Raw genomic sequence first — 23,038 nt, 5'->3', positions numbered from 1 at the left:
GTGGCGGGGCTGTCGCCCGCGGCCCAGGGCTGGGAGGAGACGCGCACGACGCCCTGGCAGCGGGCGCACACCCGCCCCTCGCTGTCGAGGAGCCGGGCGGACGCGAAGACGGTGGACGGCCCGCCGTGGTCGAGGGTGGCCTCCACGTGGAGGCTGTCGCCGGTGGCGGGGCGCTCGAAGCTCATGGACAGCTGGATGGTGGCGCAGCGTTTGGTGGGGTCCCGGAGCGCCGGGGTGCACCCGATGGCCAGGTCGAAGAGGGCCGCGAGGATGCCGCCGTTGACGGCGGAGGTGCCCAGGCCGCCCCGGTGCTCCGGTTGCACCTGGGGCAGGGCCACCACCACCTTGCGGCCCTCCGGGAAGGACATCCGGGCGCCGAAGTGGCGAAGGGTGAGGCTCTGGTTGAAGCCTTCCGCGAAGCGGTCGAGCTGGGCCTGGGAGGGACGGTTCGGAGGGGTGTCGGACATGGCGCGCTCCCCGCTTTATACCGCACGCTCCTGCCTGTCCCGGGGGCGGACGGCCCGGCGGGCGCCGGGGACGGCGGAAGACCCCACACCGGCGGGCGAAAGACGTTAGAAGACGGGGTTCTTCCCTGCGTGGAAACCCCCGTGAACGCCCACGAATCCGCCCTCCTCGAAGACCTCAACCCGCCCCAGGCGGAAGCCGTGCTCCATGGCGACGGCCCGCTGCTCGTCCTGTCGGGCGCTGGCAGCGGCAAGACGCGCGTCATCACCCGCCGGGTCGCCCACCTGGTGAAGGTGCGCCGCGTCTTCCCCTGGCGCATCCTGGCCGTCACCTTCACCAACAAGGCCGCGCGCGAGATGCGCGAGCGCCTCACCGCGCTCCTGGGCGCGCAGGCCAACGAGCTGGTGGTGAGCACGTTCCACTCGGCCGCGGCGATGATCCTCCGCCGCGAGGCGGAGCACGTGGGCCTCACGAAGTCGTTCGTCATCTACGACGACGGCGACCAGATGAGCCTCGTCAAGCGCGCCATGCGCGACGCGGGCGTGGATCCGGTGATGCAGCCGAGGGAGATCCTCCACCGCATCGACCAGGAGAAGAACGCCGCGCGCCTGCCGGACGACATGCGCGTGGAGAACGACGACATTCGCGGCGCCATCGTGCAGCGCGTGTACCGCGTCTACCAGCGGCTGCTGCGCGCGGCGAACGCGGTGGACTTCGGGGACCTGCTGCTCCTGCTCGTGAAGCTCTTCCGCGACCAGCCGGACGTGCTGTCGCGCTACCGCACGCGCTTCACGCACGTGCTGGTGGACGAGTTCCAGGACACCAACCCCGTGCAGTACGCGCTCCTGCGGCAATTGGCCCCGCCGCCGTCCGCGAACCTGGTGGTGGTGGGGGACGACGACCAGTCCATCTACCGCTGGCGCGGCGCGGACGTGGACAACATCCTCAACTTCCCCCAGCAGTACCCGGGCGCGAAGGTGGTCAAGCTGGAGCAGAACTACCGCTCCGACCAGAACATCCTCACCGCGGCGCACGAGGTCATCTCCAAGAACTCGCGCCGCATGGCGAAGAAGCTCTGGAGCGAGCGGCCCAAGGGCGAAAATCTGGAGCTGATGCTCCACCGCGACGAGCGGGCGGAGGCGCAGGAGGTGGCCCGCCGCATCCTCGCCCTCCAGCGCGAGGGCTTCATCAAGTTCTCCAGCATGGCGGTGTTCTACCGGACCAACGCGCAGAGCCGCGTGCTGGAAGAGGCGCTGCGGCTGGCGCGCGTGCCGTACACGCTGGTGAGCGGGCGCAGCTTCTACGACCGCGCGGAGGTGCGCGACGCGTCCGCGTACCTGCGGCTGATGGTGAACCCGCGCTCGGACGCGGACCTGCTGCGCGTGCTCAACGTGCCGGCGCGCGGCATTGGAGACACCACCGAGGAGCGGCTGACGGACTTCGCCAACGAGCAGGGCCTGAGCCTCTACGAGGCCCTCGCCGAGCGCCAGCGCATCCCCGCCCTCAACGCCGCGGCGCAGAAGCGGCTGGGCGGCTTCCACCAACTGCTCGTGTCGCTGCACGCCTTCGCCCAGACGGCGAAGGACGCGGCGGGCGCGGTGGATCAGATGCTCAAGGAGACGAAGCTCGTGGAGACGCTCGTCGCGGATGGCAGCGACGAGGCGCTCACCCGGGCGGAGAACCTGCGCGAACTGCTGGGCGCCGCGCAGGAGTTCGACCTCAAGCGCGCCTCCGACGCCGTGGCCTCGGCGATGGCGGCCGAGGCGCGCGAGGAGGAGGCCCCGGAGGGCGTGGACTCCGCGCCCCTCACCGCGGACGTGCCGCCGCTGCAGGCCTTCCTGGAGCAGATCAGCCTGGTGGGCGAAGCGGACGCGGAGGTGAGCGAGGGCCGCGTGGCGCTGATGACGCTGCACGCGGCCAAGGGCCTGGAGTTCGACGCCGTCTTCCTCACCGGGATGGAGGACAGCGTCTTCCCGCACTCGCGCGCGCTCAAGAGCGAGGAGCCGGACGGCGGCGAGGAGATGGCCGAGGAGCGACGCCTCTGCTACGTGGGCTTCACCCGCGCGCGCAAGCGGCTCTTCGTGAGCCTGGCGCAGTGCCGCTCCCTCTTCGGTGAGCTCAAGTACAACCCGCCCAGCCGCTTCCTCGCGGACGTGCCGCAGGCGCTCTTCGGCTTCAAGGAGAACGACCTGCCCGCGCCCCCGCGCCCCGCCGCCATGGCCCCGCGCCGCCGTGCGTGGGACGACGACGAGACGGGCCCGCGCGTGGACCGCAGCTATTCGCAGGCGTCGTCCGACATGGAGGCCGTCAGCGGCGACGTGCGCGGCATGCGCGTGCGCCACGAGCAGTTCGGCTCCGGCCGCATCATCTCCACGGACGGCAGCGGCCCCAACGCCAAGGTGACGGTGGAGTTCGGCGGAGATGTAGGCCTCAAGCGGGTCATCGCACGTTTCCTCATTCCCGGTTAGCCCGGAAAATCCCGTGTCGACATTTGTTTTCAGTATTCATGTGACACGACGCCTGGCTGGCCGGTGTACGGATTGACAACAAGTCGACTCCTCATTGGGATGAGCCCCAACGAATGGAGGCGCACCGGTGATCGCGCGAAGACGACGATGGTGGAGTCCGGCGCTGCTGGCGGCCTCCGTGGGACTGCTGGGCGGCTGTGAAGGGCAGATCCTGGACGCGGCGAAGCCGGGCGGCGGGCCCGGTGGCGGCCCCGGGGGCACGAACAACCCACCGGCGGCGGTGGAGCAGCCGGCGCGCACGGTGCGTGTCGCACGGCTGACGCACTCCCAGTGGGTCAGCAGCGCGCAGGAGTTGTTGCGGCTGGCCTCTGCGCCCACGGCCCTGGCGCAGACGTTCCGCGCGGATCCGTCGCAGAGCGGCTTCCTCTTCGACAACGACGCCCGCTCCCTGTCGGTGGACGAGGCGCTGTGGGGCGCCTACCAGCGTGCGGCGGCGGACCTGGCGGGACAGGTGGCCACCGACGCGACGAAGCTCGGGAAGCTGCTGCCTCCGGGCACCAACACCGACGAGGCGCGCGCGAAGGCGTTCGTGGAGTCCTTCGGCCTGCGTGCGCACCGCCGGCCGCTGACGGCCGACGAGGTGGAGTCGTACCTCGTCCTGTACCGCAAGGGCCCCGCGTCGTACTCGACCATGGCCCCGTTCCAGGCGGGCCTGCGGCTGGTGCTGGAGGGGTTCCTCCAGTCGCCCCTGTTCCTCTACCGCGTGGAGCGCAGCACCGAGGCGAAGGACGGCAAGGTGCCGCTCGATGCCTACGAGGTGGCGTCGCGGCTGAGCTACGCGCTCTGGGACTCCATGCCGGACGACGCGCTCTTCACCGCCGCCCGCGAGGGGACGCTGACGACGCGCGAGGGCGTGGCGGCGCAGGCGCGGCGGATGATCCAGGACGCGCGGGCGCGCGACGTGGTGGGGGCCTACCACTCGGTCGTCTTCGACGTGCCCCGCTACGCCAGCATCCGGCCGTCCACCACGCGCTTCCCCACCGTCACGGCGAAGCTGTCCACGTCCGCGGCGAAGGAGAACGCGCTCTTCGTCGACTCCGTCGTCTTCAAGCGGGGAGGGCGCTTCCAGGACCTGCTCACGTCGCGCGACACCTTCGTCGACGACGAGCTGGCGCGCGTCTACGGCCTCAGCGGGACGTTCACCGCGGACTTCGTGCCGGTGACGCTGGACGCCACCCAGCGCCGGGGCGTGCTCACCCAGGTGGGCTTCCTCGCGTCGCATGCGACGTCGGTGGATCCGGATCCCATCCACCGCGGCGTGTTCCTGTCGGAGCACCTGCTGTGCCAGAAGATTGGCGCGCCGCCGGCCAACATCCCGGCGCTGCCCGCGCCCAACGGCCGCACCAACCGCGAGGTCGTCACGTCCCACACGGAGGCGCCCGGCACGGTGTGCGCGTCCTGCCACGCGACGCTCATCAACCCGCTGGGCTTCCCCTTCGAGAACTTCGACGCGGTGGGCGGCTTCCGCACGACGGACAACGGGCACGCGGTGGATGCCACGTCGTCACCGGGCATCGGCGGACAGAAGGTCGCGGTGAAGGACGCGCTGGACTTGTCGGACGTGCTCGCCAATTCGCAGGCGGTGCACGAGTGCTACGCGCGCCACTGGGTGGAGTTCCTGAGCGGGCGCCCGGCGGCCACGGAGGACACGGCCCTGGTGTCGCGGCTGGGGAAGCTGTCGCAGGCGGGGCAATTGTCCATCGTGGATCTGGTCGTCGAAGTCGTCACGGGCGTGGGCTTCGTGAACCGTCACCCGGAGGAGCTGCCGTGAAACTGAGCCGACGACACGTGTTGCAGGGCCTGGGTGGGGCCATGTTGGGACTGCCGGTGCTGGAGGGGCTGGTGTCCCGCAGGGCCGAGGCCGCGGAGCCCGGGGCGCTGCCCTTCGCCATCTTCCTGCGCCAGGCGGATGGCGTGGCCGCCGCGCAGAACACCGAGGAGCTGGGCCTGGAGCCGGAGCGCTTCTGGCCGGAGCCCCTGGGCGCCCTCACCACGACGACGCTCGCGGGCAAGTCGCTGGTGGAGCTGGCGGACCACCGCGCGCGCCTGCTGGTGGTGCGCAACGTCAACATGAAGGACTACAACTACGGCGACGGCCACGCGCGAGGCGCCCTGCAGAGCCTCACCGCGCGCGGCCCCACCGTGGAGGGCGTGGGCGGTGACTCCGAGGCGTCCGGCGAGTCGCTGGACCACCGCATCGGCCGGGAGCTGAACCCGCAGAAGCGCGACTCGCTCTTCCTCTACGCGGGGCAGGGCGGCGGCTGGCTGGGCGGCCCGTGCATCTCCTACCGGGGCAGCGCCTCGCGCCGGGCCGCGCTGCATGATCCGTGGGTGGCCTACCAGACGATGGTGGGCGGCCCCGGCGGCCTCACGCCGGAGGCGCGCGAGGCGCTGCTGGTGCGCCAGCGCAGCATCAACGACCTGGTGTCCGGACAGCTCAAGGCGCTCCAGTCGCGGCCGGAGCTGAGCAGCACCGACCACCAGCGGTTGGATCTGCACCTGTCCAACGTGCGCGACCTGGAGGTGGCGTTGAGCTGCCGCGCGCGGGCGGACGAGGAGCTGCGGCTCCAGCAGCAGGCGCCTGGCTACAACAGCACGGACGGCGACGAGGTGCTGGCCACGGTGCGGCTGCACATGGACATCGCGGTGCTCGCGGTGGCGTGCGGCACCACGCGCTCGGTGGCCATCCAGGTGGGCAACGGCAATGACAGCGCCACGCGCTACCGGGACCCGACGACGGGGCAGCTGATGGAGAACTTCCACTTCATCTCCCACCGCCGCCTGTCGCACGACGCCGCGGGCGGCATCATCGCCGGCTCGGACCTGCTGCACGCGCGCGTGGACGCGCAGTTCGCCAGGACCTTCAACTACCTGCTGGACCGGCTGGCGGGCTACGTCCTTCCGGACGGCAAGAAGCTGGTCGACATGGGCGTGTCCGTCTGGTTCAACGACCTGGGCAACGGGCCGGCCCACTCGGCGCGCAACATCCCCTTCATCCTCGCGGGAAGCTGCAATGGCTATCTCAAGCAGGGCGTGGCGGTGACGGCCTCCGGCGGCGGCAACCCCAACCACAACAAGCTGCTCAATACGATTGGCAGCGCGGTGGGCCTGCGCAACGCGGCGGGTGGGCCGCTGGATGACTTTGGCGACCCCGCGCACGCCAAGGGCCTGCTGCCGGAGCTGCTGGCCTGAACAGAAAACACCGCCAATGATGGAATTGGCGGTTTTTCAGGATTTGGGAGAAACAATCACAGCCTCGGGCGGATAAGAGCTGACGGCGTCTGTCGTCAGCGCTCGCGTGGCCCGGTGTTCCGGGCCGCCCCTCCCCCGGAGGCTCCATGTCTTTGCCGCAGTGGTCGAACTTCGTTCGAGTGGGTTGTCTTTCGCTCTTCATCGCGGGCACCAGCGCCTGCGGTCCGGCCGAGCACTCCGAGCACTCCGAGCCGGTAGCTCCCGACGCACCCGCTTCCGGAATCCAGGAGGCGGCCGTGGGTGTCTCCACGACGCTGGTGGCCGCCGGCAGCGTGTGGAAGTACCGGGACACCGGCGTGGATCCAGGCGCGCAGTGGAAGTCCGTGGCGTACGCGGACGCGGCGTGGGCGCAGGGCGCCGCGCAGCTGGGCTACGGCGACGGTGACGAGGCGACCGTGGTGTCCTACGGCCCCAGCACCACGTCCCGCTACGTGACGACGTGGTTCCGCAAGACGTTCACCGTGGCGGATGCGTCGCGGGTGAGCGCGGGCGTGCTGCGCCTGCTGCGGGATGACGGCGCCATCGTCTACCTGAACGGCGTGGAGGTCTTCCGCACCAACCTGCCCGCGGGCACGGTGACGGCTTCCACGCTGGCGCCGCTGGTCATCGCCGGGGTGGATGAGACGACGTGGCTCACGGCCTCCATCCCACTCACCGCGCTGGTGACGGGCACCAACGTGCTGGCGGTGGAGGTGCACCAGTCCACGCTCAACTCGTCCGACCTGGGCTTCGACCTGGAGTTGAATGCGACCGTGACGGCGCAGCCCACGCCCTGCTTCGCGTTGGACCTGCCGTCGCTGTCGTCGCTGCGCGCGTCACCGAAGAAGGTCTTCGCGCACTACTTCTCGCCCTATCCGCTGTCGCTCGACAACAAGGACCCGGCGGTCGACTACTACGCGCGCAACTACCTGCAGCCCACGGGGGAGAACTCCAAGTTCGCCTACTGCGGCGGCCTGCTCAAGCAGCGGCCCCTGCCGCAGCCTCCGCGCGCGGTGGGCGTGGACTACGAGCGCGCGAACTTCGAGCTGGAGGTGCGGCGCGCCGCGACCCTGGGGCTGGACGGCTTCACCTACGACATCCTCAACTACCAGGGCACGCACTGGACGCGGCTGCTCAAGATGCTGGACGCCGCGGCCGCCGTGGACGCGGGCTTCCACATCGTGCTGATGCCGGACATGACGGCCACGTACCAGGGCACGGACGCGGAGGCGCAGACGGCCTTCGTGGACTCCATCGCCTCGGTGGCGTCGCACGCGGCGACGTACCACCTGGAGGACGGGCGGCTCTTGCTCGCGCCGTTCGCCGCGGACCGGCGCACGCCGCAGTGGTGGGCCTCCACGCTCCAGGCCCTGTCCGCGCGTGGCATCCCGTCCGCGCTGTGGCCGGTGTACGTGTCGCCGTGGGCGGCGGCGACGACCAGCCTCCAGGCGCAGGTGCCGCTGTACGGCACGTCTTCCTGGGGCTCGCGCACGCTGGCGGGCGCGGCGGGGCAGAAGACGAACCCGGGCACCGCGCACGGGATGGGACTCAAGTGGATGGCGCCGCTGGCGGTGCAGGACTCGCGGCCCAAGGACCTGGTCTACACGGAGGCCAACAACTCCCAGGCATTGCTCGCGCTGTGGGACGCAGCCATCCAGGGCGGCGCGGACTGGGTGCAGCTCATTACCTGGAATGACTACTCGGAGGCCACGGAGTTCTCCCCGTCCAGCGGCACGCAGTGGGCGCCGTTCGACCTGACGGCGTACTACACGACGTGGTTCAAGACGGGCGTGCAGCCGGCCATCGTGCGGGACGCGGTGTATTACTTCCACCGGACCCAGGCGACGACCGCGGTGCCGGACCTGACGCAGCAGCGCTCCGTCTACAAGCTGGTGAACGGCGCCGCCGCCGTGAATGAGATTGAGTTGCTGGCGTTCCTCACCGCGCCCGCGACGCTCGAGATTGAAGTCGCGGGCACCGTGCAGCGAAAGGACGTGGGCGCGGGCATCCAGTCCTTCCGCATCCCGCTGAAGGAGGGCACGCCGCGCTTCCGGGCGGTGCGCGGCGGCGTCACGGTGGCGTCGGTGACGAGCGCGTCCCCCATCAACAACACCATCGTCTACCAGGACCTGCTCTACCGCGCGGGCGGCAGCCTGACGTGTGACCGGACGGCGTTCTTCCCCTAGGGATCCGCGGGTTCGGCGACGGAGCGGATGGGCTCCAGGGGCACCGTGAGGACTCCATCGCGGGACGTCACGTTCCGGGTGACATCGCGGTAGCCCTTCGTCGTCACCTCCACGGTGAAGGGCAGTGGGGGCGCGGCCTCCACCTCGAAGAGGCCGTTCCTGAACGTGGGGCGCCGGACGTCGGCCCGCCCGTGGATGCCGGGGCGGGCTCCGGTGCTCCAGAACTCCACGAAGGGCTTGTCCGCTTCGGTGAGGGGCTCGCCGGTCTTCTGGTCATGGAGGTGGAGCCGCAGCGTCCAATGGCTTTCGAGGGTCAGGGTGCCCAGGTCGAGGTCGACGCCTTCCTCCGTCGTCACGGCCCGACGCAAGGCAGGGAACCCCTCCGCCCGCACCGTGAACGTCCGGGTGCCGGAGCCCTTCACGGGACAGTCGAAGGTGCCGTCGGGAGCTTCCACCGCCGCCCCCGAGGACGTGCGGTTCGAGAGGCTCAGCGTGAAGGCGGTGACCGGCTTGCCCGTCGGATCCACGACCCGGCCCTTCAGGTGCCCATCCTTGACGAACACCAGGCGGACCTGCTCCGCGTGCGCGTCCACCCACAGCTCCTCCTTCTGCTCGAACGTCCCTCCCTGGGAGCGCTCCGGATGGAAGGTGTAGCCCGGCATGTCCGTGGTCAGCGCGTAGCGGGTGGCCGCCAGGTGGCGCAGGGTGAAGCGGCCATCCGGACCCGAACGCGCGCCCGCGGCGACCGCGGTGTCTTCCTCCTGGTGGCGCCACGGAGGGTCGTCCACGTCGGGCGTGGTGGCCAGGATCCGCACCTCCGCGAGCGGAAGGCCGGCCGTGTCCACCGCCATCCCGGAGAGGGTGCGGCCCTCTTCCAGACGCAGGGACACGTCCACGTGCTCGCGCCCCGTGATTTCGATGGGGCGGGAGGCGCGCTCGTCGGTCCAGTCCCGGGAGACGGTCGCTTCCAGGACGTAACGGCCGGGCCGGATGCCCTGGAGGAGGAAGCGGCCCGAGGCGTCCGTGGTCGCGGAGCGCCGCAGCTCCTCGCGCTCGTCGTCACCCTGGACGCTACCCAGACTCAGCGCGGCCCCGTGCACCGGCAGCCCCTGCGCGTCCGTCACGCTGCCCGACACGGAGGCGCCCCGGTCCAGCACCAGCCGCAGCGACGCGGCGGGCACCTGCACCGCCAGCGCCCCGAAGAGGAAGGACGTGTCCTCGGTGAAGACGAAGCCGGGCCCTGGCTCCTCGGCGTCCAGGACGAAGTGCCCTTCGGCATCCGACAGCTGGGTGTCCTCGGGATAGCTGAAGTTCCAGTGCTCGTCGCCGCTGCGGAGCTGCAGCGGGATGCCGGCGAGCGGAGTGCCCTGCTCGTCGACGACGATGCCTTCGGCGGACGCCGCGCGCACGAGGGTGAAGTCCAGCGGCCCCATGCCCTGCTGGAGCTTCTGGGCCGCGAGCTCCAGGTCCTGGTGGTGCGCTGCCTCCACCTTGAACGTGTGCGGTCCGGAGCGCACGGGCCCCAGCCGGTAGCGACCCGCCACGCTCGTCACGGTGGTGGCCTCGGCGGAGGCGGGGCCGCCGTCCTCCCGGTACGTGAGGACCTTCGCGCCCGCGACGGGCTGGCCGGTGTCGCCGCGCACCGTGCCTTCGACATACACGCCGGGCTCCAACTGGAGCACCACGGCGTCCAGCGGGGGCGTCACGTTGAGCGTGGCGAACGCGCTCGCCTCCCTGGATGTGGCGGAGAGCTGGTGGGGGACGGCGGGCACGTCGTCGAAGGAGAAGTGGCCCGTCCCGTCGGACGTGGTGAGCTGCTCCGTCGCGAGCGGGGTGTCGCCATCGAGCAGGATGGTGATTCCCGGCGCGGGGCTTCCATCCACCGCGACCACGCGGCCCGCGAGGCGGGTCGGGCGGGTGAGCCTCAGGGGCGTGTCCGTGTGCCAGCCGCGGGTGTCCGGGATGAACCGCGAGGCCCAACCCTTCGCGGCGACGAAGAGCGAATAGGTGGTCCGGGGCACCGGCCCCAGGCTGAAGGCGCCCTGGGCATCGGTGTGCGTGTCGAAGAAGCGGGTGTGCTCGCGGTGGATCAACGTCACCTGGGCGTCGGGGATGGGCGTCTTGCCGTCCCCTTCCGTGACGGTCCCTTCGATGTAGCCCCCTTCCTCAAGCTCCAGCACCACGTCGCTCGTGCCGACCGGGACGTGGGCCTGCATCGCCACGCCGTCGTCCCCCAGGGCCCAGAGCGTGACGCTGCCTTCGGGCAGCCCCTCCAGCACGAAGCGACCGTCCGCGTCGGTCGCCACCTCCGCGAACACGTCGGCTTCGCCCAGCCGTGCGCTCACGAGCTCCACCATCATGCGCCGGTACTCGAACCCGCAGTCCTTGAGCGCGACGGGCATGCCCTCCTGGTCGGGTTGGACGGTGGGGCAGGGCAGCTCCGACAGCGTCCGCCAGGACTCCGTCCGCGAAGCGGAGACGCGTGCGCTCGCGGCGAAGCCCCGGGTATCCCGCACGAGCCCCGTGATGCGCCCACTCCCGGAAGGACGCGGCGGGGTCGTGATCAGCGCGGCGCGGGCCACCGGTGCCACGGCAGGGGGCGCGGTGGCAGTGGTGTTCGTGGGCTCCGGGGACAGGCTTCCCCAGAGGAAGAAGGTGAGGAGCGCGGCGACGGCCAACGCTCCCAATGCCAGCCACCACCTCGCGCGCATGCGTGTTCGTTCCCCCATGCGCGGCAGGATAGCGCAAGGACACGCTGTCAGCGCGCGAGGGGAGTCCACACGGGGCGCACGTCGCGGGACAGCGTGCCTTCGGTGGGCACGTCCAGCTCCTCCCGGTGGACCCCCTCCCTCGCGCGGTTCACGGCGAGCAGCGTGTAGTGGCCCGCGGGGACGCGGCTGAAGCGCATCGACAGGCCGGTCCACTCCACCTGGGGGTGTTGTCGCGAGGTCAGGACGTCGAACGCCTTGCTGCTTCCGGGGGCAGGCACCTGCCCCGGGAGCAGGAGGGCGGTGTGGACGTCTTCCGTCATCCGCAGCGTCACGGTGGTGCCGGAGCCCAGGGCTTCGAACGTGAGGTGGACCTCTCCGCTGGAGGGAATCCGCACGGACTGCGGTTGGAAGCGGAGGTCGCTGATGGAGTCGGACGCAGAGGCCATGACCGTGTAGAGGCCCGGGGGAAGCGCCCGGACGTCGAAGGCTCCCGTGTCATCGGTCTGGTGGTCCACCCACGTGCCGTCGGCGCTCATGAAGACAAGCGCCGCGGGAGCAGGGCGGCCCTGCGCGTCCCGGACGTGGCCCGTCACCCGGGCGCCCGGCTCCAGCCGGGCCGTGAGGGTCTCCTCCTCCGCGCCCACTGTCGTGTGCAGCGGCAGATAGAGGGGGGCCTCCAGCTCCAGCGCGAACGCCGTGGCGGGCAGGTGCTCCAGGAGCAGGGTTCCGTCCAGCGTGGGCACGCCCCGGTGCTGGCCGGGGTAGGGCGGGCCGTTGAGCGAGCCCTCCGCGCGGATCCGATAGTGGACGGCCACCGTGATCGTCACTCCCTTGTCGGTGCTCAGGCGGCCGTTGTACGGGACGCCCGTCACGGCATCGCGCAGGAGCACCCGCACCGTCCTGCCCCGCTTGAGCGTGAGCGTTCCCAGGTCCAGGTCGGTTTCACCGTCCACGGTGAGCGTGCGCTCCAGCGGCGCGAAGCCTTCGGCCTCCACCAGCAACCGCCAGTCACCGGTCTCCTCCACCCACAGCTCGAAGGTGCCGTCCGGCGTGCGGGGGGGCTGGTCGTTCACCTGGAAGGACTCGAGGGCCGCGCCTCCTTCCGCGACCACCCGACCCCGGGCGTGCTGCCTGCGCCGCATCACCAACCGGACCTCGCTGGCATTGCTTCCCACCGTCAGGGACTCCGTGCCCTCCGGGGTGCCTCCCTGGGAGCGGGCGGCATCGAACCGGTGGCCCGCCAGGCTCGCGGTGAGCACGTAGCGGGGAGCGCTCAGGTGTCGCAGGGTGAAGCGGCCCTCCTCATCGGTGAGGACGCCCTCCGGACGCTCCTCGTCGTAGCTGTCGTAGCGGTCGACGTCCGGGTCTGGCTCCCGGTCCCGGTAGCGGGGGGCGTCCCCTGGGGGAACCGCGGCCCGGACGGCGACCCCCGCGAGGGGCTGGCCCCGGGTGTTCACGACGCGCCCCCGCAGGGTCCGGCCCTCCTCCAGCCGCAGCGACACCTCCTGGGCCTCCTGCTCCGTCACGTCGACGGGTCGCGACGCGTGCTGATCCAGGGCCCTGGTCCGGAGCAGGGCCTCCACCACGTAGCCCCCGGGCCTCACCCCCCGGAGCGTGACCCGGCCCTGCTCGTCCGTGACGCCCGTGCACTCCGCGAAGCCCCGCTCCTCCCGCTTCCAGAGCGTCACCGTGATGCCGTGCAGCGGCGCTCCCGCCGCGCCCAGGACGGTGACGGACACGCTGGCGCCCCGGTGCAGCACCATCCGCACCTCCCGCGACGGGATATCCACCGCGAGCTTTGCGTCGAGGAAGGACGGGTGGAAGACCTCAAGCCACCCGGGCCCTGTGTATCCGGTCTCCACGACGAAGCGCCCCGCCGCGTCGGCGCGACCGGTCCTCGTGCGGTGGGCGTTCCGCACGCGGTCCGAAGGCGAGCCTTCCTGCAACTGGACCTCCATCCCGGCGAGCGGCTGGCCTTCGTCATCCACGACGAGGCCTTCCACGGAGAAGGCGCGCGTCAGGGTGAAGTCGAGCGGGCCTGTGTCCGGGTGGAAGGGATGCAGGCTCGTATCCTCGTCCAGGCATTGCGCGGCCGAGGCCTCGATGAAGACGCTCCACGGGGGCACGGGGCCCAGGCGGTAGTGCCCGTTCGCGTCAGTGAGCGCCTGGCCGTGTTCGGCGAACCCCTGGTGCCCCATGCGGATGGCCCGGATCCGCGCGCCCGCGAGCGACTTCCCGGCATCGTCGCGCACGGTGCCTTCGAGGAACCCGCCGGGCTCGAGCGTGAGCACCAGGTCCTCGCGGGGAGCGCTCTTCGCGGAGGCGAAGGCGCCACGCGCCGCGGCCTCGGCGAAGAGTTCGTTCTCCCGGGAGCCCGCCGCCATGAGGGAGAACCGCCCCTGGGCGTCCGTGGTGGTGACGCGCACGTCGGGTTCGAGCAGGGGGGCATACAACACGACCTGGACCCCCGGCGCGGGCGTTCCCTGCGCTGACACGACCCGGCCCGCGTAGCGCGCAAGGCGCTCGAGGACGAACACCTCGGACTCCAGCGAGCGGGCCACCTGGGAGAGGCGCGGCATCCGGTCGTCGGCCGTGATGAGGAGGGCGTAGTCGGCCAGGGGAAGCGGCCCGATGCGGAAGCGTCCCCGGGCGTCGGTGACGGCGTCGAAGAAGCGCGTGTGCTGGTGCGAGAAGACGGTGACCCGGGCGCCTGCGATGGGCGCATCCTTGGGATCCGCGTCCGTGACAATGCCCTCGAAGACGCTGCCCTCCTCCAGGCCGAGCACCACGTCCCGGCTTCCCGCCATCACGTCGGGACGCATCGCCGCGCCCTCCTGCCCCAGCGCCCAGAGGGTGACAACGCCCTCCGGAAGCCCGTCGAGCACGAAGGTGCCGTCCGTGTCGGTGGTCGTCTCCGCGAGGATGCGCGCTTCACCTTCGCGGGCGCTCACCGCTTCCAGCAGCTCCGTGTAGGCCTGCGTCCAGCAGCCCTTGATCAGCCGGGCCGGGGGCCCTCCCGGAGCCTCGGTGCGGTCCTCGGAAGGAGGGCACGAGCGCTCCGACAGCGTCTCCTCCGGTTCCACGCGCGACGCGGACACATGCACGCCCGCGAGGGGGCCGCTTGCATCCCGCACGACGCCGGTGATGCGCAGGCTCCCGTCCGGCACGGGCATGGCGCGCGTCGTGAACCTCGCGACGTGGGCGCCCGACTTCGCGGTGGCGGTGGCCTTCGTGGGCCTGGAGGTCCGGCTACCCCAGAGGACGACGAGGAGGAGCGCGGCGACGGCCAGCGCTCCCAGGACCATCCACCCTCGCGCGCGCTTGCGGGTTCGTTCCCCCATGCGCGGCAGGATAGCCCACGCCCTGGTGTCAGGGCGCGAGCGGAGTCCACATAGGGCGCACGTCGCGGGACAGCGTGCCTTCGGCGGGCACGTCCAACTCCTCCCGGTGGATCCGGTCCTCCGCGCGGTTCATGGCGAGGAGCGTGTAGTGGCCGGCGGGGACGCGGCTGAAGCGCATCGATAAACCGAACCATCTCCCCCCGGGATGTTCCAGGAAACCCATGCGCCCGAAGTCCCTGGCATTGCCGGGCGCGGGCACCTGCCCCGGTATCAGGAGGACGGTGTCGACGTCTTCCGTCATCCCCAGCGTGAGGGCGGTGCCAGGACCCAGGGCGTCGAACGCGAGGGTGACCTCGCCGCTCGGCGGAATGCGTACGGTCCTGGGGGAGAACATGGCTTCGGAGGACTCGTCGACCGGGGAGGCGTTCACCGTGTAGAGGCCCGGGCGCAGGGCGCGGAAGCTGAATGCTCCCGGGCCCGCGGTGCGAGCGTCCATCGTGCCGTCGGAGTGGACGAAGACGAGCTTCGCGCGGAGGGGACTGCCCTGTTCATCCCGGACGTGGCCCTTCACCCGCGCGCCTCGCTCCAACGGGACCGTCAGGATCTCCTCCTCCGCGCCCACCCCCCTGCGCAGGGGAAGGAAGGAGGGCGCGTCCAGTTCGAGCGTGAACGCCGTGGTGGGCAGGTGCTCCAGGAGCAGGGTCCCGTCCAGCGTGGGCACGCCCCGGTTCGCAGGGGGGAAGCGGGGGCGGCCCTCCAGGTCTCCCTCCCCACGGATCCGATAGGTGACGGGCACCGTGACCATGTCTCCCGTGTCAGCGCGCAGGCGTCCATTGAACGGCTCGCCCGTTTCGGCATCGCGCAGGAGCACCCGCGCCGTACGGCCCCGCTTCAGCGTGACGACACCCAGGTCCACATCGGCGTCCTCCTCCGGCGTGAGGGTGAGCTCCAGCGGCGCGAAGTCCTGGGCACTCAACCGCAACCGCCAGGGACTGGTGCCCTCCAGTGGCAGGTCGAAGCTTCCATCCGGGGTGAGGGACTCACGCCCATTCACTTCGAAGTCCTTGAGCGGCCCGCCCCCTTCCGCCACCGCCCGGCCCCGGACGTGCGGCTTGCGCCGCATCACCAGCCGGACCTCGCTGACGGCAGCGTCCACCGTCAGGGCCCCCCGGGCATCAACGGTGCCTCCCTGGGAGCGGGAGGCCTCGAAGCGGTACGCCTCCAGCCGCGCCGCGAGCGCGTAGCGGGGCGCGCTCAGGTGCCGAAGGGTGAAACGGCCCTCGGCGTCGGTGAGAACACCTACCGGTTCGGTGACCGTGCAACCGCCGGAGTGGAGGCGGTAGCGGGGCACGTCCCCAGGCGGGAGCTCGAACTGGACGGAGGCGCCGGGAAGGGGTTGGCCCCGGGTGTCCACGACGAGGCCGCGCAGGGTCCGGCCTTCCTCCATTCGCAGGGAGACTTCCAGGGGCTCGCCGTCGGTGACCTTCAGCGCTTGCGAGACGAACTGCTCCACGGTCCGCGTCTGGAGCCAGGCCTCCACCACGTAGGTGCCGGGCTTCACGCCCTGGAGCGTGACCCGGCCCTGGTCGTCCGTGTCCCCCTGCCGGACGTACTCGCCCCGCTCCTCGCCCTGCCAGAGCACCACGTTGATGTCGTGCATGGGCGCTCCCGCCGCGCTCAGGACGGTGACGGACACGCGGGCACCCCGGTGCAGCACCATGCGCACCTCGCGCGACGGGAGGTCCACCGCGAGCCGCTGGGGGATGAAGGCGTCGTCCTCGACCGTGAGCACACCCGGCCCATCGGTTTCGGCATCCAGGACGAAGTTCCCGGAGGCGTCCGTGCGCGTGGTGTCCAGGACGGGACCCGGCCAGCGGCGCGACAGCGGCCCTTCGCGCAGCTCGACCTCCAGCCCTGGGAGCGGCGTTCCCTCGGAATCGACGAGGAGGCCCTCCACGGAGACGGCGCGCCTCAGGATGAGGTCGAGCGGCTTCCTGTCCGTGTCGAGCGGGTGCGTGAACGACTTCACGTCCAGGTGGTGCGCGGCGCTGGCCGCGACGTAATGCGGCAGCGGAGGGAGGGGCCCCAGCCGGTAGTGCCCTGTCGCGTCCGTCAGGGTCCCCAGGGGCTTCGACGGGCCGCTTCCATCCGGAGGCTGCACCTCCACCCGGGCTCCCGCGATCGACCTCCCGGCGTCGTCGCGCACGGTGCCTTCCAGGAGCACGCCGGGCTGGAGCGTGAGCACCAGGCCCTCCTTCGCGAAGGTCTCGACCTGGGCAAAGGCGTCATGCGCGGCGGTCTCGGCGAAGAGCGTGCCCTGATAGGGATTCGCCGTGGTGAGGGAGAAGCGTCCCGTCGCGTCCGTGGTGGTGAACTGGAACTCGGGTTCGAGGACCTGCAACCGCAGGCGGATCCGGACCCCGGGCGCGGGCGTTCCCTCCGGTGACACCACCTGGCCCGCGTAGCGCAAGAGCCGCATGAGCGTCAGCTCTTCGAACTCGAGCAGGGATGCGCGCTGGAAGAGGAGCGGGCCCCGCTCCTCGGCCGTGACGAGCGCCGCGTAGTCAGCCCGGGGAAGGGGCCCGATGCGGAAGCGTCCCGAGGCATCCGTGGCGACGGTGAAGAAGCGCGTGTGCTCGTGGGAGAACACGGTGACCCGGGCGCCCGGGAAGGGCTCCTGTCCCTCCGGTCCCTCCTTGACGACGCCCTCGTAGACGAGCCCGTCCTCCAGGGCGAGCACCACGTCCTGCTTCCCCGCCGTCACGCCGGGGAGCTTCGCCGCGCCCTGTTCGCTCAAGCCCCAGAGCGTGACGTCACCCTCCGGAAGTCCGTCGAGGACGAAGGTGCCGTCCTCCTCGGTGGTCGTCTCCGCGACGACGCGCGCCTCTCCTGTGAGGGCGCTTACCTCGGCGACCACCTCGTCGTAGGCCCGCGTCCAGCAGTCCTTCAGGCGGGCCGGAGGCGCGCCTGGCGCTTCGGCTTCGTCCTCGGAAGGAGGGCACGAGCGCTCCGACAATGTCTCCTCCGGCTCCACGCGCGACGCGGACACATGCACGCCCGCGACGGGGCCCCGTGCATCGCGCGCGACGCCCGTGATGCGCAGGCTCCCGCCCGGCACGGGTGTGGCGGGTGTCGCGGTGCCCGTCCTGACGGACGCCGCCGCGACGGTGGAGGACTTCCGCGCCGCACGTTCCGAAGACGCCCCGCGCTCACGCAGGTAGAGCGCCAGGAGCAGCCCCAGGATGACAGCCGCGCCCATCCACGCCTTGCTGCGGATCCCCTGACGCATGCGCGGCCTCCCAGGTGCCAGGGCCCAGGATAGCCGCGAACCGGCCCGTGAATCAGGGGGTCGCGTAGCCCACGGCGTGGGCTTCCACTCCGGCGGGGGAGGGGTCCTTCGTGAAGGCCACCCAACCCTCCCGCTTCGAATGGCGGGGCACGAACGCGAGCACGAGCTCCGCTTCCTCCCCGGAGGCAGCCTCTCCGCGCAGCGTCACGCGCACGTGGACCTCCTCGGCCGCCGTGTCGCCGTGGTTCTCCACCGTGACGGGCACGCGCCAGTCCTGTCCGCCGCGCACCGGGGCTCCCACCGTGACGGCCAGGTCCGGGGGCCCGCTGCCCGTCCTCCACGCATCCACCGCGAGGTAGCCCAGCACCAGCGCCACGAGCACGCAGCTCGACACGAAGACCACGCCCTCCAGCCAGTTCCAATGGCTCTTCATGATTGGATGAGCAGCCTTCCCGCGGACGCGCCGAGCGTCGACGCCAATCCCAGCACCACCACCTGCGCCACGCAGATGCCCGGGCCGTTGCCCGCGAACCGGCCGAAGAACCACAGCACGAGCGCGCTCGAAATCAGCGCCAGCGCATACGTCACCACCGTCCCCGCCAGCACGTCCCGGCGCAGGCGGCGGCGCGTGAAGCGGTGCGCCTGCGTGAAGTCGCTCTGGAAGAGGATGAGCCCGCCCAGCAGCAGCGACAGCACCGCCAGCCCCAGCAGGTGCCAGGGCGACGTCTCCGTGGCGATCATCACGATCTCCTCCGTGGGTGCCACGTTGGCTGCGAACAGCACGGCTCCGCAGAACGCGATGACGAGCTGCGCGCGAACATGGTCGGCGGACTCCAGGCGGCGCCGGTCCTCCTCGGGATCCTCCTTGCGGTGCTGTCCGCCCAGTTGCGCGGTGCCCACCGACACGCCAATGGCCACCGTGCCCGCCTCCACCACCACCATGCCCACCGCCTCCTGCAGCGACGTGCCCCGGCCGATGCGTCCGACGAGCACGAGCACGATGACGGACACGACGAGCCCCAGGCCCAGCTCCTCCAGCGAGTCCGTGAACACGTCGAACCAGTTCACGTCCCGGCGGAAGCCGCCGTAGCGGTTGTAGCCGAGCAGCAGCACGTACGTGGCCACGAGGTAGCCCAGCACGCTCGCGGGATGGGAGGTGAAGCCCGCCCACCACACCTCCATCGTGTAGAGCAGCGGGAGGCTGAAGAGCAGCCCACCCGCGATGCCCCGGCCGTACTCGCGCAGGGAGTCCGACACCGGACGAAGGCGGGGCGCGCTGTCGGAAGGGGAGGCGGCCATGCAGGCGACAGTCTAGGGTCGCTTCGCCGCGAGGGAAGTCCCCGACCGGCGCGCCGGGCGTTCACTCCCCGAAGTCGCTCGACCGCAGCCCGTCGCTGGAGCGGTCCGTCCGCTACAGTGGCGCGTGCCCATGAACGAGCGTCCCTCCCAGTACATCCTCACGTTGTCGTGCCCGGATCAGCGGGGCATCGTCCACGCCGTCTCCGGGTGGCTCGCGGAACACGGTTGCAACATCCTGGACAGCGGGCAGTACGGAGATCCGCAGACGCGGCTGTTCTTCATGCGCGTGCACTTCGCGGACGAAGTGTCGAAGACCGACCCGGCGGCGCTGCGCGAGGCGTTCACGCACCTCGCGTCACGCTTCTCCATGGACTGGCACCTGCACGACGCGGCGGTGAAGCCCCGGGTGCTGCTGCTCGTCTCCAAGATTGGCCACTGCCTGAACGACCTGCTGTATCGCTACCGCAGCGGCATCCTGCCGGTGGAGATCCCGGCCATCGTGTCGAACCACCGGGACTTCTACCAACTGGCGGCGTCGCACGACATCCCGTTCCACCACCTGCCGGTGACGCCGGAGAACAAGGCGCAGCAGGAGGCGCGCCTGTTGGAGCTGGTGCGCGAGCAGCACGTGGACCTGGTGGTGCTCGCCCGGTACATGCAGATCCTCTCCGCCCAGACATGCGACGCGCTCCGGGGGCGGCTGATCAACATCCACCACTCGTTCCTGCCCAGCTTCAAGGGCGCACGGCCCTACCAGCAGGCGTATGACCGGGGCGTGAAGTTGATTGGCGCGACGGCCCACTTCGTCACGGGCGACCTGGACGAGGGACCCATCATCGAACAGGACGTGGAGCGCGTGGACCACACGCTGTCACCCGAGGCGTTGACCGCGATGGGCCGGGACGTGGAGAGCGTGGTGCTGGGCCGCGCGGTGACGTGGTTCGTGCAGCACCGCATCCTGCTCAACGGCCACAAGACCGTCGTCTTCCGCTGAGGCCCGCGCGCTATGGGGCAGGGCAGGCCGCGCCGGCACTGAGCACGTCGGCGTCGTGGTGCACCTGCACGGCCCCGGAGGCTTCCAGGCCGCGCACGAACAGGGCGCCGAACACCTCCGCGTTGCCGCTCAGGTTGAGCCGGGCCTGGGGCGCGTAGAGGTTGCCGGCGAGCAGGCCGCTCGCGGAGACGTCCAGGGGCTCCGTGCCCGCCACGTAGACGCGCACGCGCGAGGGGTGTGTGGCGGAGCCGAGCGTGAGCTGGCCGGACACGACGAAGCCGCCCGACAGGAACAGGTCCAGCTCCCCCGGTGGCGGCACGTCCACGGTGAGGGACTCCAGGAGGTTCACTCCGCCCGGGATGAACAGCGCGGTGCGGCCCCGGATGCGCAGCGTGACCCGGCCGGGCCCTGCGACGCGCGTGAGCAGGAAGCGGCCGCAGGGCAGCTCCAGCACGCGCTCCCCGGTGACGTCCTCCAGGGTCGCCGGATCCAGGCCGATGGCCGCGTTGTCATGGTCCCGCGAGTGATGGGCGATGAGCACGCCCGGGTCGAAGCGGGACGCGGCATCGCAGTCGCACGGGATGACGGACGCCACGGGCTCGCGGCGGAGCTCGGCCGCCTGCGCGGGTCCGGGTGTGAATTCAGCAGGCACGGTGAGCACGCCGCCCACCGTGAGTGCCGCGAGCGACACGTCGCCGCGAACCCGCGCGTTGCCCGTCACGGTGGCGGTCACGGCGGGACCGGAGAGCGGACCGCTGCTGTCCAGGTCGCCGCCCACGGAGAGCGGGCCAGCGAGCAGAAGCCCCGCCGCGTCGCCCACCTGGAGGGTGCCGCCCACCTGGACGCGGTTGTTCGCGGACAGCGCACCGTTCACGCCCACGTCACCGCCCGCGCCGCCGGGCGTGTACGGGCCCACGCTGCTCCGGAACGCATCCGTGCTGAAGGGGGAGCTGAGGGAGAGTCCTTCGCAGGAGCACGCCGCGCGGCGGAACAACGTCTCCGCCAGCCGACCGCTGCACACGAGGGGACCGGAGGCGGGGTCGCCCAGCAGCAGCGGCGGTCCACTGTCGGCACAGTGCGAAGCCCAGGCATCCGGGAGGTCGCCCGCGTCAGGGCTGTGCAGCGTGGCCACCGGATCATTCACGGTGCACGCGGCGCCCAGCAGCAAGAACCCCGCGACGTGGAACTTCATGCGCGAGACGACTCCTCCGGCGAGCATCGGGACACGGCGTATCGCTGCGAAATGCTGCCTCCCATGCCCAGGCACGGAGGCTGCCGCATGGGCCCACCCGCGAAGCTCATCGTGGCGACATCGCTCACGTCTGATCTCGGAATGCGCTGCCCCGTGAAGAGAAGCGGGCTGCCGCGTCCGCTGTCGTGAGCCGGAACGGGCCTCATCGCGGCGACAACTCCCGCAGCCGGCTCCGGGCCGTGGCGCTCAGCGGAGAATCCGGATGCAAGCGGATGAAGGCATCCAGTGCCCGTGCCTCCGCCGCCGTGTCACCCAGCGCCCGGTACGCCTCGGCCTCTCCATGCCGTGCCTCCGGATCCAACATGCCGCCGGGCTGTGAGCGCTGCGCATCCTGGAACTGGCGCAACGCCCCGCGCGGATCCCCCAGGTGCTCCAGCCGCAGCGACCCCGCGGCCACGCGCGCGACGTAGGCCGCCAGCGAGGACGGCTGCGCGCGGATGACGCGGAGGTACAGCCCTTCCGCCTCCGTCCACTTGCCCTCCGAACGCAAGGCATTGGCCTGTCGCAGCAGGTCCTCCGGTCGGGCCAACTCCTTGGTGACAGGGGCCGGACGGGCAGGGCGCGGGTGCTCGATGACGAAGGGAGCGGGCGCCGGCTCGGGCAGGGGCACCGGCTCCAGCGTGGCGATCCGGGTCGGTTCGGGGACATGCGGCGTCAGCACCACCGGTGTCACGGACCTGGGAGCCGAGAAGCGCCACACGGCAGCCGCCGCGGCCCCGGTGAAGACGAGCGCCGCGCCCGCCATCAACCACACCGGAGGCCGCCTGCGCCCGCGGGGAGGCGGTGGCGCTTCCTGCTGGAGCGCCGCGTCCAGCGCCGCCTGCACGAGCGCGCTCGAACGCTTGCGGGACAACCGCCGCGCCGGCCCCGAACCCTCATCGAGCGGACGCAGCAGATCGTCCAGCGGATCCTCGTCGCCGTCTCCGGGAGGCAGGGGGCTCATCACGCTTCCCCTTCCGGCCCGTCGCCATCGGCGGCCAGCGCCCGCAGCGCGGTGCGTCCCAGGCGCAGCCGGCTGCGCACGGTCTCGAAGGGGACGCCCAGCTCCGTGGAGATCTCCTGCACGCTCAATTCCAGCACGTGGTGCAACACCAACGCATGCCGCTGCTCCGTCGAAAGCCTGTCCAGCAGCGCCACCATGTGACGGCGATGCACGTACTCATCCGCTGGCGCTTCGTCGGAAGGCACCGCCAGCAACTCCACCGGATCCCCACTGTAGCGGGCCTCGCGCCCTCGCGAGCGCTTGAGCCACGCGAACGTGGTGCGCACCACCACCCGGTCCACCCAGCCGTGGAACCGCCCGTCGCCGCGATAGGTGGACAACCCCCGCACCAGCGCGATGAGGGACTCCTGCGCGATGTCCTCCACGTCCGAGTCCCCCCGCACCAGGTAGCGCACCAGGTTGCGCACCCGTGGCAGCAGGTCCAGGAGCAGGGCCTCGGTCGCGTCGCGCTGGCCCCGCATGGCCGCCGCCAGCCGCGCATCCTCCTCCGCGCGGGGAACGACGGTCGCATGTGAGCCCGAACTCCTCATGTTCGACAGGGAGGAGGCACGGGGCGGAATCGGGTCATCGGTGCTCACGGAAAAATCACCATCCCCACGCCCAGTCGGGGTCGCACGGACCAGCCGTCCTCCCGAAGCACGAACCCGCCGTCCACGGCGTACCCCAGCCGGGGCCGCCCCAAGAGCACCTCCCCCGACAGCGCCGCCTCCACCACGAGCCCCGGCCGCACGCGCCACCC

At 71.3% G+C, this 23,038-nt stretch carries 14 protein-coding genes; 5 read left to right on the top strand and 9 right to left on the bottom strand.

The genetic code is table 11. The features are described from left to right. The coding region (locus D7V97_RS18210; protein ID WP_147444859.1) for a PaaI family thioesterase at positions 1–467 on the bottom strand (467 nt) is incomplete at its 3' end. A gap of 141 nt (positions 468–608) precedes the next feature. Between D7V97_RS18210 and D7V97_RS18205 the strand changes: the two genes are divergently transcribed. The 4 genes from D7V97_RS18205 to D7V97_RS18190 all read left to right on the top strand — a co-directional run bounded on the left by D7V97_RS18205 (position 609) and on the right by D7V97_RS18190 (position 8,410). Further along, positions 609–2,933: an ATP-dependent helicase gene (locus D7V97_RS18205; protein ID WP_199728847.1), complete on the top strand. Its 2,325-nt coding sequence runs from the start codon at positions 609–611 to the stop codon at positions 2,931–2,933. A gap of 127 nt (positions 2,934–3,060) precedes the next feature. Next, a complete protein-coding gene (locus D7V97_RS18200; RefSeq protein ID WP_233582935.1) occupies positions 3,061–4,764 on the top strand; it encodes a DUF1592 domain-containing protein in 1,704 nt (567 codons plus the stop codon). Then, positions 4,761–6,185, top strand: a complete 1,425-nt coding sequence (locus D7V97_RS18195) for a DUF1552 domain-containing protein (protein WP_120611918.1) — start codon at positions 4,761–4,763, stop codon at positions 6,183–6,185. Before D7V97_RS18200 ends, D7V97_RS18195 begins: the two co-directional genes overlap by 4 nt. A 146-nt stretch (positions 6,186–6,331) precedes the next feature. Further along, complete coding sequence (locus tag D7V97_RS18190) at positions 6,332–8,410, top strand: glycoside hydrolase family 71 protein (RefSeq protein WP_147444858.1); 2,079 nt, start codon at positions 6,332–6,334, stop codon at positions 8,408–8,410. On the opposite strand, the gene D7V97_RS18185 is transcribed toward D7V97_RS18190, so the two are convergent. Genes D7V97_RS18185 through D7V97_RS18165 form a run of 5 tightly spaced genes read right to left on the bottom strand, consistent with a single transcriptional unit; the run spans position 8,407 to position 19,050 of the window. Continuing rightward, on the bottom strand, positions 8,407–11,121 hold the full coding sequence (locus D7V97_RS18185; RefSeq protein ID WP_158623392.1) for a carboxypeptidase-like regulatory domain-containing protein: 2,715 nt from the start codon (positions 11,119–11,121) through the stop codon (positions 8,407–8,409). The genes D7V97_RS18190 and D7V97_RS18185 overlap by 4 nt on opposite strands. Positions 11,122–11,168: 47 nt before the next feature. Next, complete coding sequence (locus D7V97_RS18180; protein WP_147444857.1) at positions 11,169–14,462, bottom strand: carboxypeptidase regulatory-like domain-containing protein; 3,294 nt, start codon at positions 14,460–14,462, stop codon at positions 11,169–11,171. A 28-nt stretch (positions 14,463–14,490) separates the two neighbouring features. After that, positions 14,491–17,751 (bottom strand): carboxypeptidase regulatory-like domain-containing protein, encoded by a 3,261-nt coding sequence (locus D7V97_RS18175; protein WP_120611914.1) that lies wholly within the window; start codon positions 17,749–17,751, stop codon positions 14,491–14,493. 52 nt (positions 17,752–17,803) lie between these two features. Beyond that, positions 17,804–18,184 (bottom strand): hypothetical protein, encoded by a 381-nt coding sequence (locus tag D7V97_RS18170; protein ID WP_120611913.1) that lies wholly within the window; start codon positions 18,182–18,184, stop codon positions 17,804–17,806. Continuing rightward, positions 18,181–19,050, bottom strand: coding sequence for a TIGR02587 family membrane protein (locus tag D7V97_RS18165; RefSeq protein ID WP_120611912.1), 870 nt, complete (start codon positions 19,048–19,050; stop codon positions 18,181–18,183). The genes D7V97_RS18170 and D7V97_RS18165 overlap by 4 nt, the downstream gene beginning before the upstream one ends. A gap of 130 nt (positions 19,051–19,180) precedes the next feature. Here D7V97_RS18165 and purU point away from each other — a divergent pair, with 130 nt between their 5' ends. Then, positions 19,181–20,044: a formyltetrahydrofolate deformylase gene (gene purU, locus D7V97_RS18160; protein ID WP_120611911.1), complete on the top strand. Its 864-nt coding sequence runs from the start codon at positions 19,181–19,183 to the stop codon at positions 20,042–20,044. A gap of 10 nt (positions 20,045–20,054) precedes the next feature. Here purU and D7V97_RS18155 read toward each other — a convergent pair whose 3' ends face one another. The 3 genes from D7V97_RS18155 to D7V97_RS18145 all read right to left on the bottom strand — a co-directional run bounded on the left by D7V97_RS18155 (position 20,055) and on the right by D7V97_RS18145 (position 22,829). Then, positions 20,055–21,236 carry a hypothetical protein gene (locus tag D7V97_RS18155; RefSeq protein WP_120611910.1) on the bottom strand — a complete coding sequence of 394 codons (1,182 nt, stop codon included), beginning with the start codon at positions 21,234–21,236 and terminating at the stop codon, positions 20,055–20,057. A gap of 202 nt (positions 21,237–21,438) precedes the next feature. After that, entirely contained in the window at positions 21,439–22,239 is an 801-nt protein-coding gene (locus D7V97_RS18150; RefSeq protein ID WP_120611909.1) for a tol-pal system YbgF family protein, read from the bottom strand. After that, complete coding sequence (locus D7V97_RS18145) at positions 22,239–22,829, bottom strand: RNA polymerase sigma factor (protein WP_199728848.1); 591 nt, start codon at positions 22,827–22,829, stop codon at positions 22,239–22,241. The genes D7V97_RS18150 and D7V97_RS18145 overlap by 1 nt, the downstream gene beginning before the upstream one ends. Between the last annotated feature and the right edge of the window lie 209 nt (positions 22,830–23,038).

Origin of the sequence: Corallococcus sp. CA053C, assembly GCF_003611675.1 — a bacterium.
GTDB lineage: Bacteria > Myxococcota > Myxococcia > Myxococcales > Myxococcaceae > Corallococcus.
The sequence above is the reverse complement of the archived record's forward strand: the minus strand, read 5'-3'. Positions and strand labels throughout refer to the sequence as shown.

What these genes read in the sequence shown, in the direction of transcription:
- D7V97_RS18190 (WP_147444858.1), top strand. Translation starts at nt 6,332, where the DNA reads ATGTCTTTGCCGCAGTGGTCGAACTTCGTTCGAGTGGGTTGTCTTTCG.
- D7V97_RS18185 (WP_158623392.1), bottom strand. Translation starts at nt 11,121, where the DNA reads ATGCGCGCGAGGTGGTGGCTGGCATTGGGAGCGTTGGCCGTCGCCGCG.
- D7V97_RS18180 (WP_147444857.1), bottom strand. Translation starts at nt 14,462, where the DNA reads ATGGGGGAACGAACCCGCAAGCGCGCGCGAGGGTGGATGGTCCTGGGA.
- D7V97_RS18175 (WP_120611914.1), bottom strand. Translation starts at nt 17,751, where the DNA reads ATGCGTCAGGGGATCCGCAGCAAGGCGTGGATGGGCGCGGCTGTCATC.
- D7V97_RS18170 (WP_120611913.1), bottom strand. Translation starts at nt 18,184, where the DNA reads ATGAAGAGCCATTGGAACTGGCTGGAGGGCGTGGTCTTCGTGTCGAGC.
- D7V97_RS18165 (WP_120611912.1), bottom strand. Translation starts at nt 19,050, where the DNA reads ATGGCCGCCTCCCCTTCCGACAGCGCGCCCCGCCTTCGTCCGGTGTCG.
- purU (WP_120611911.1), top strand. Translation starts at nt 19,181, where the DNA reads ATGAACGAGCGTCCCTCCCAGTACATCCTCACGTTGTCGTGCCCGGAT.
- D7V97_RS18155 (WP_120611910.1), bottom strand. Translation starts at nt 21,236, where the DNA reads ATGAAGTTCCACGTCGCGGGGTTCTTGCTGCTGGGCGCCGCGTGCACC.
- D7V97_RS18150 (WP_120611909.1), bottom strand. Translation starts at nt 22,239, where the DNA reads ATGAGCCCCCTGCCTCCCGGAGACGGCGACGAGGATCCGCTGGACGAT.
- D7V97_RS18145 (WP_199728848.1), bottom strand. Translation starts at nt 22,829, where the DNA reads ATGAGGAGTTCGGGCTCACATGCGACCGTCGTTCCCCGCGCGGAGGAG.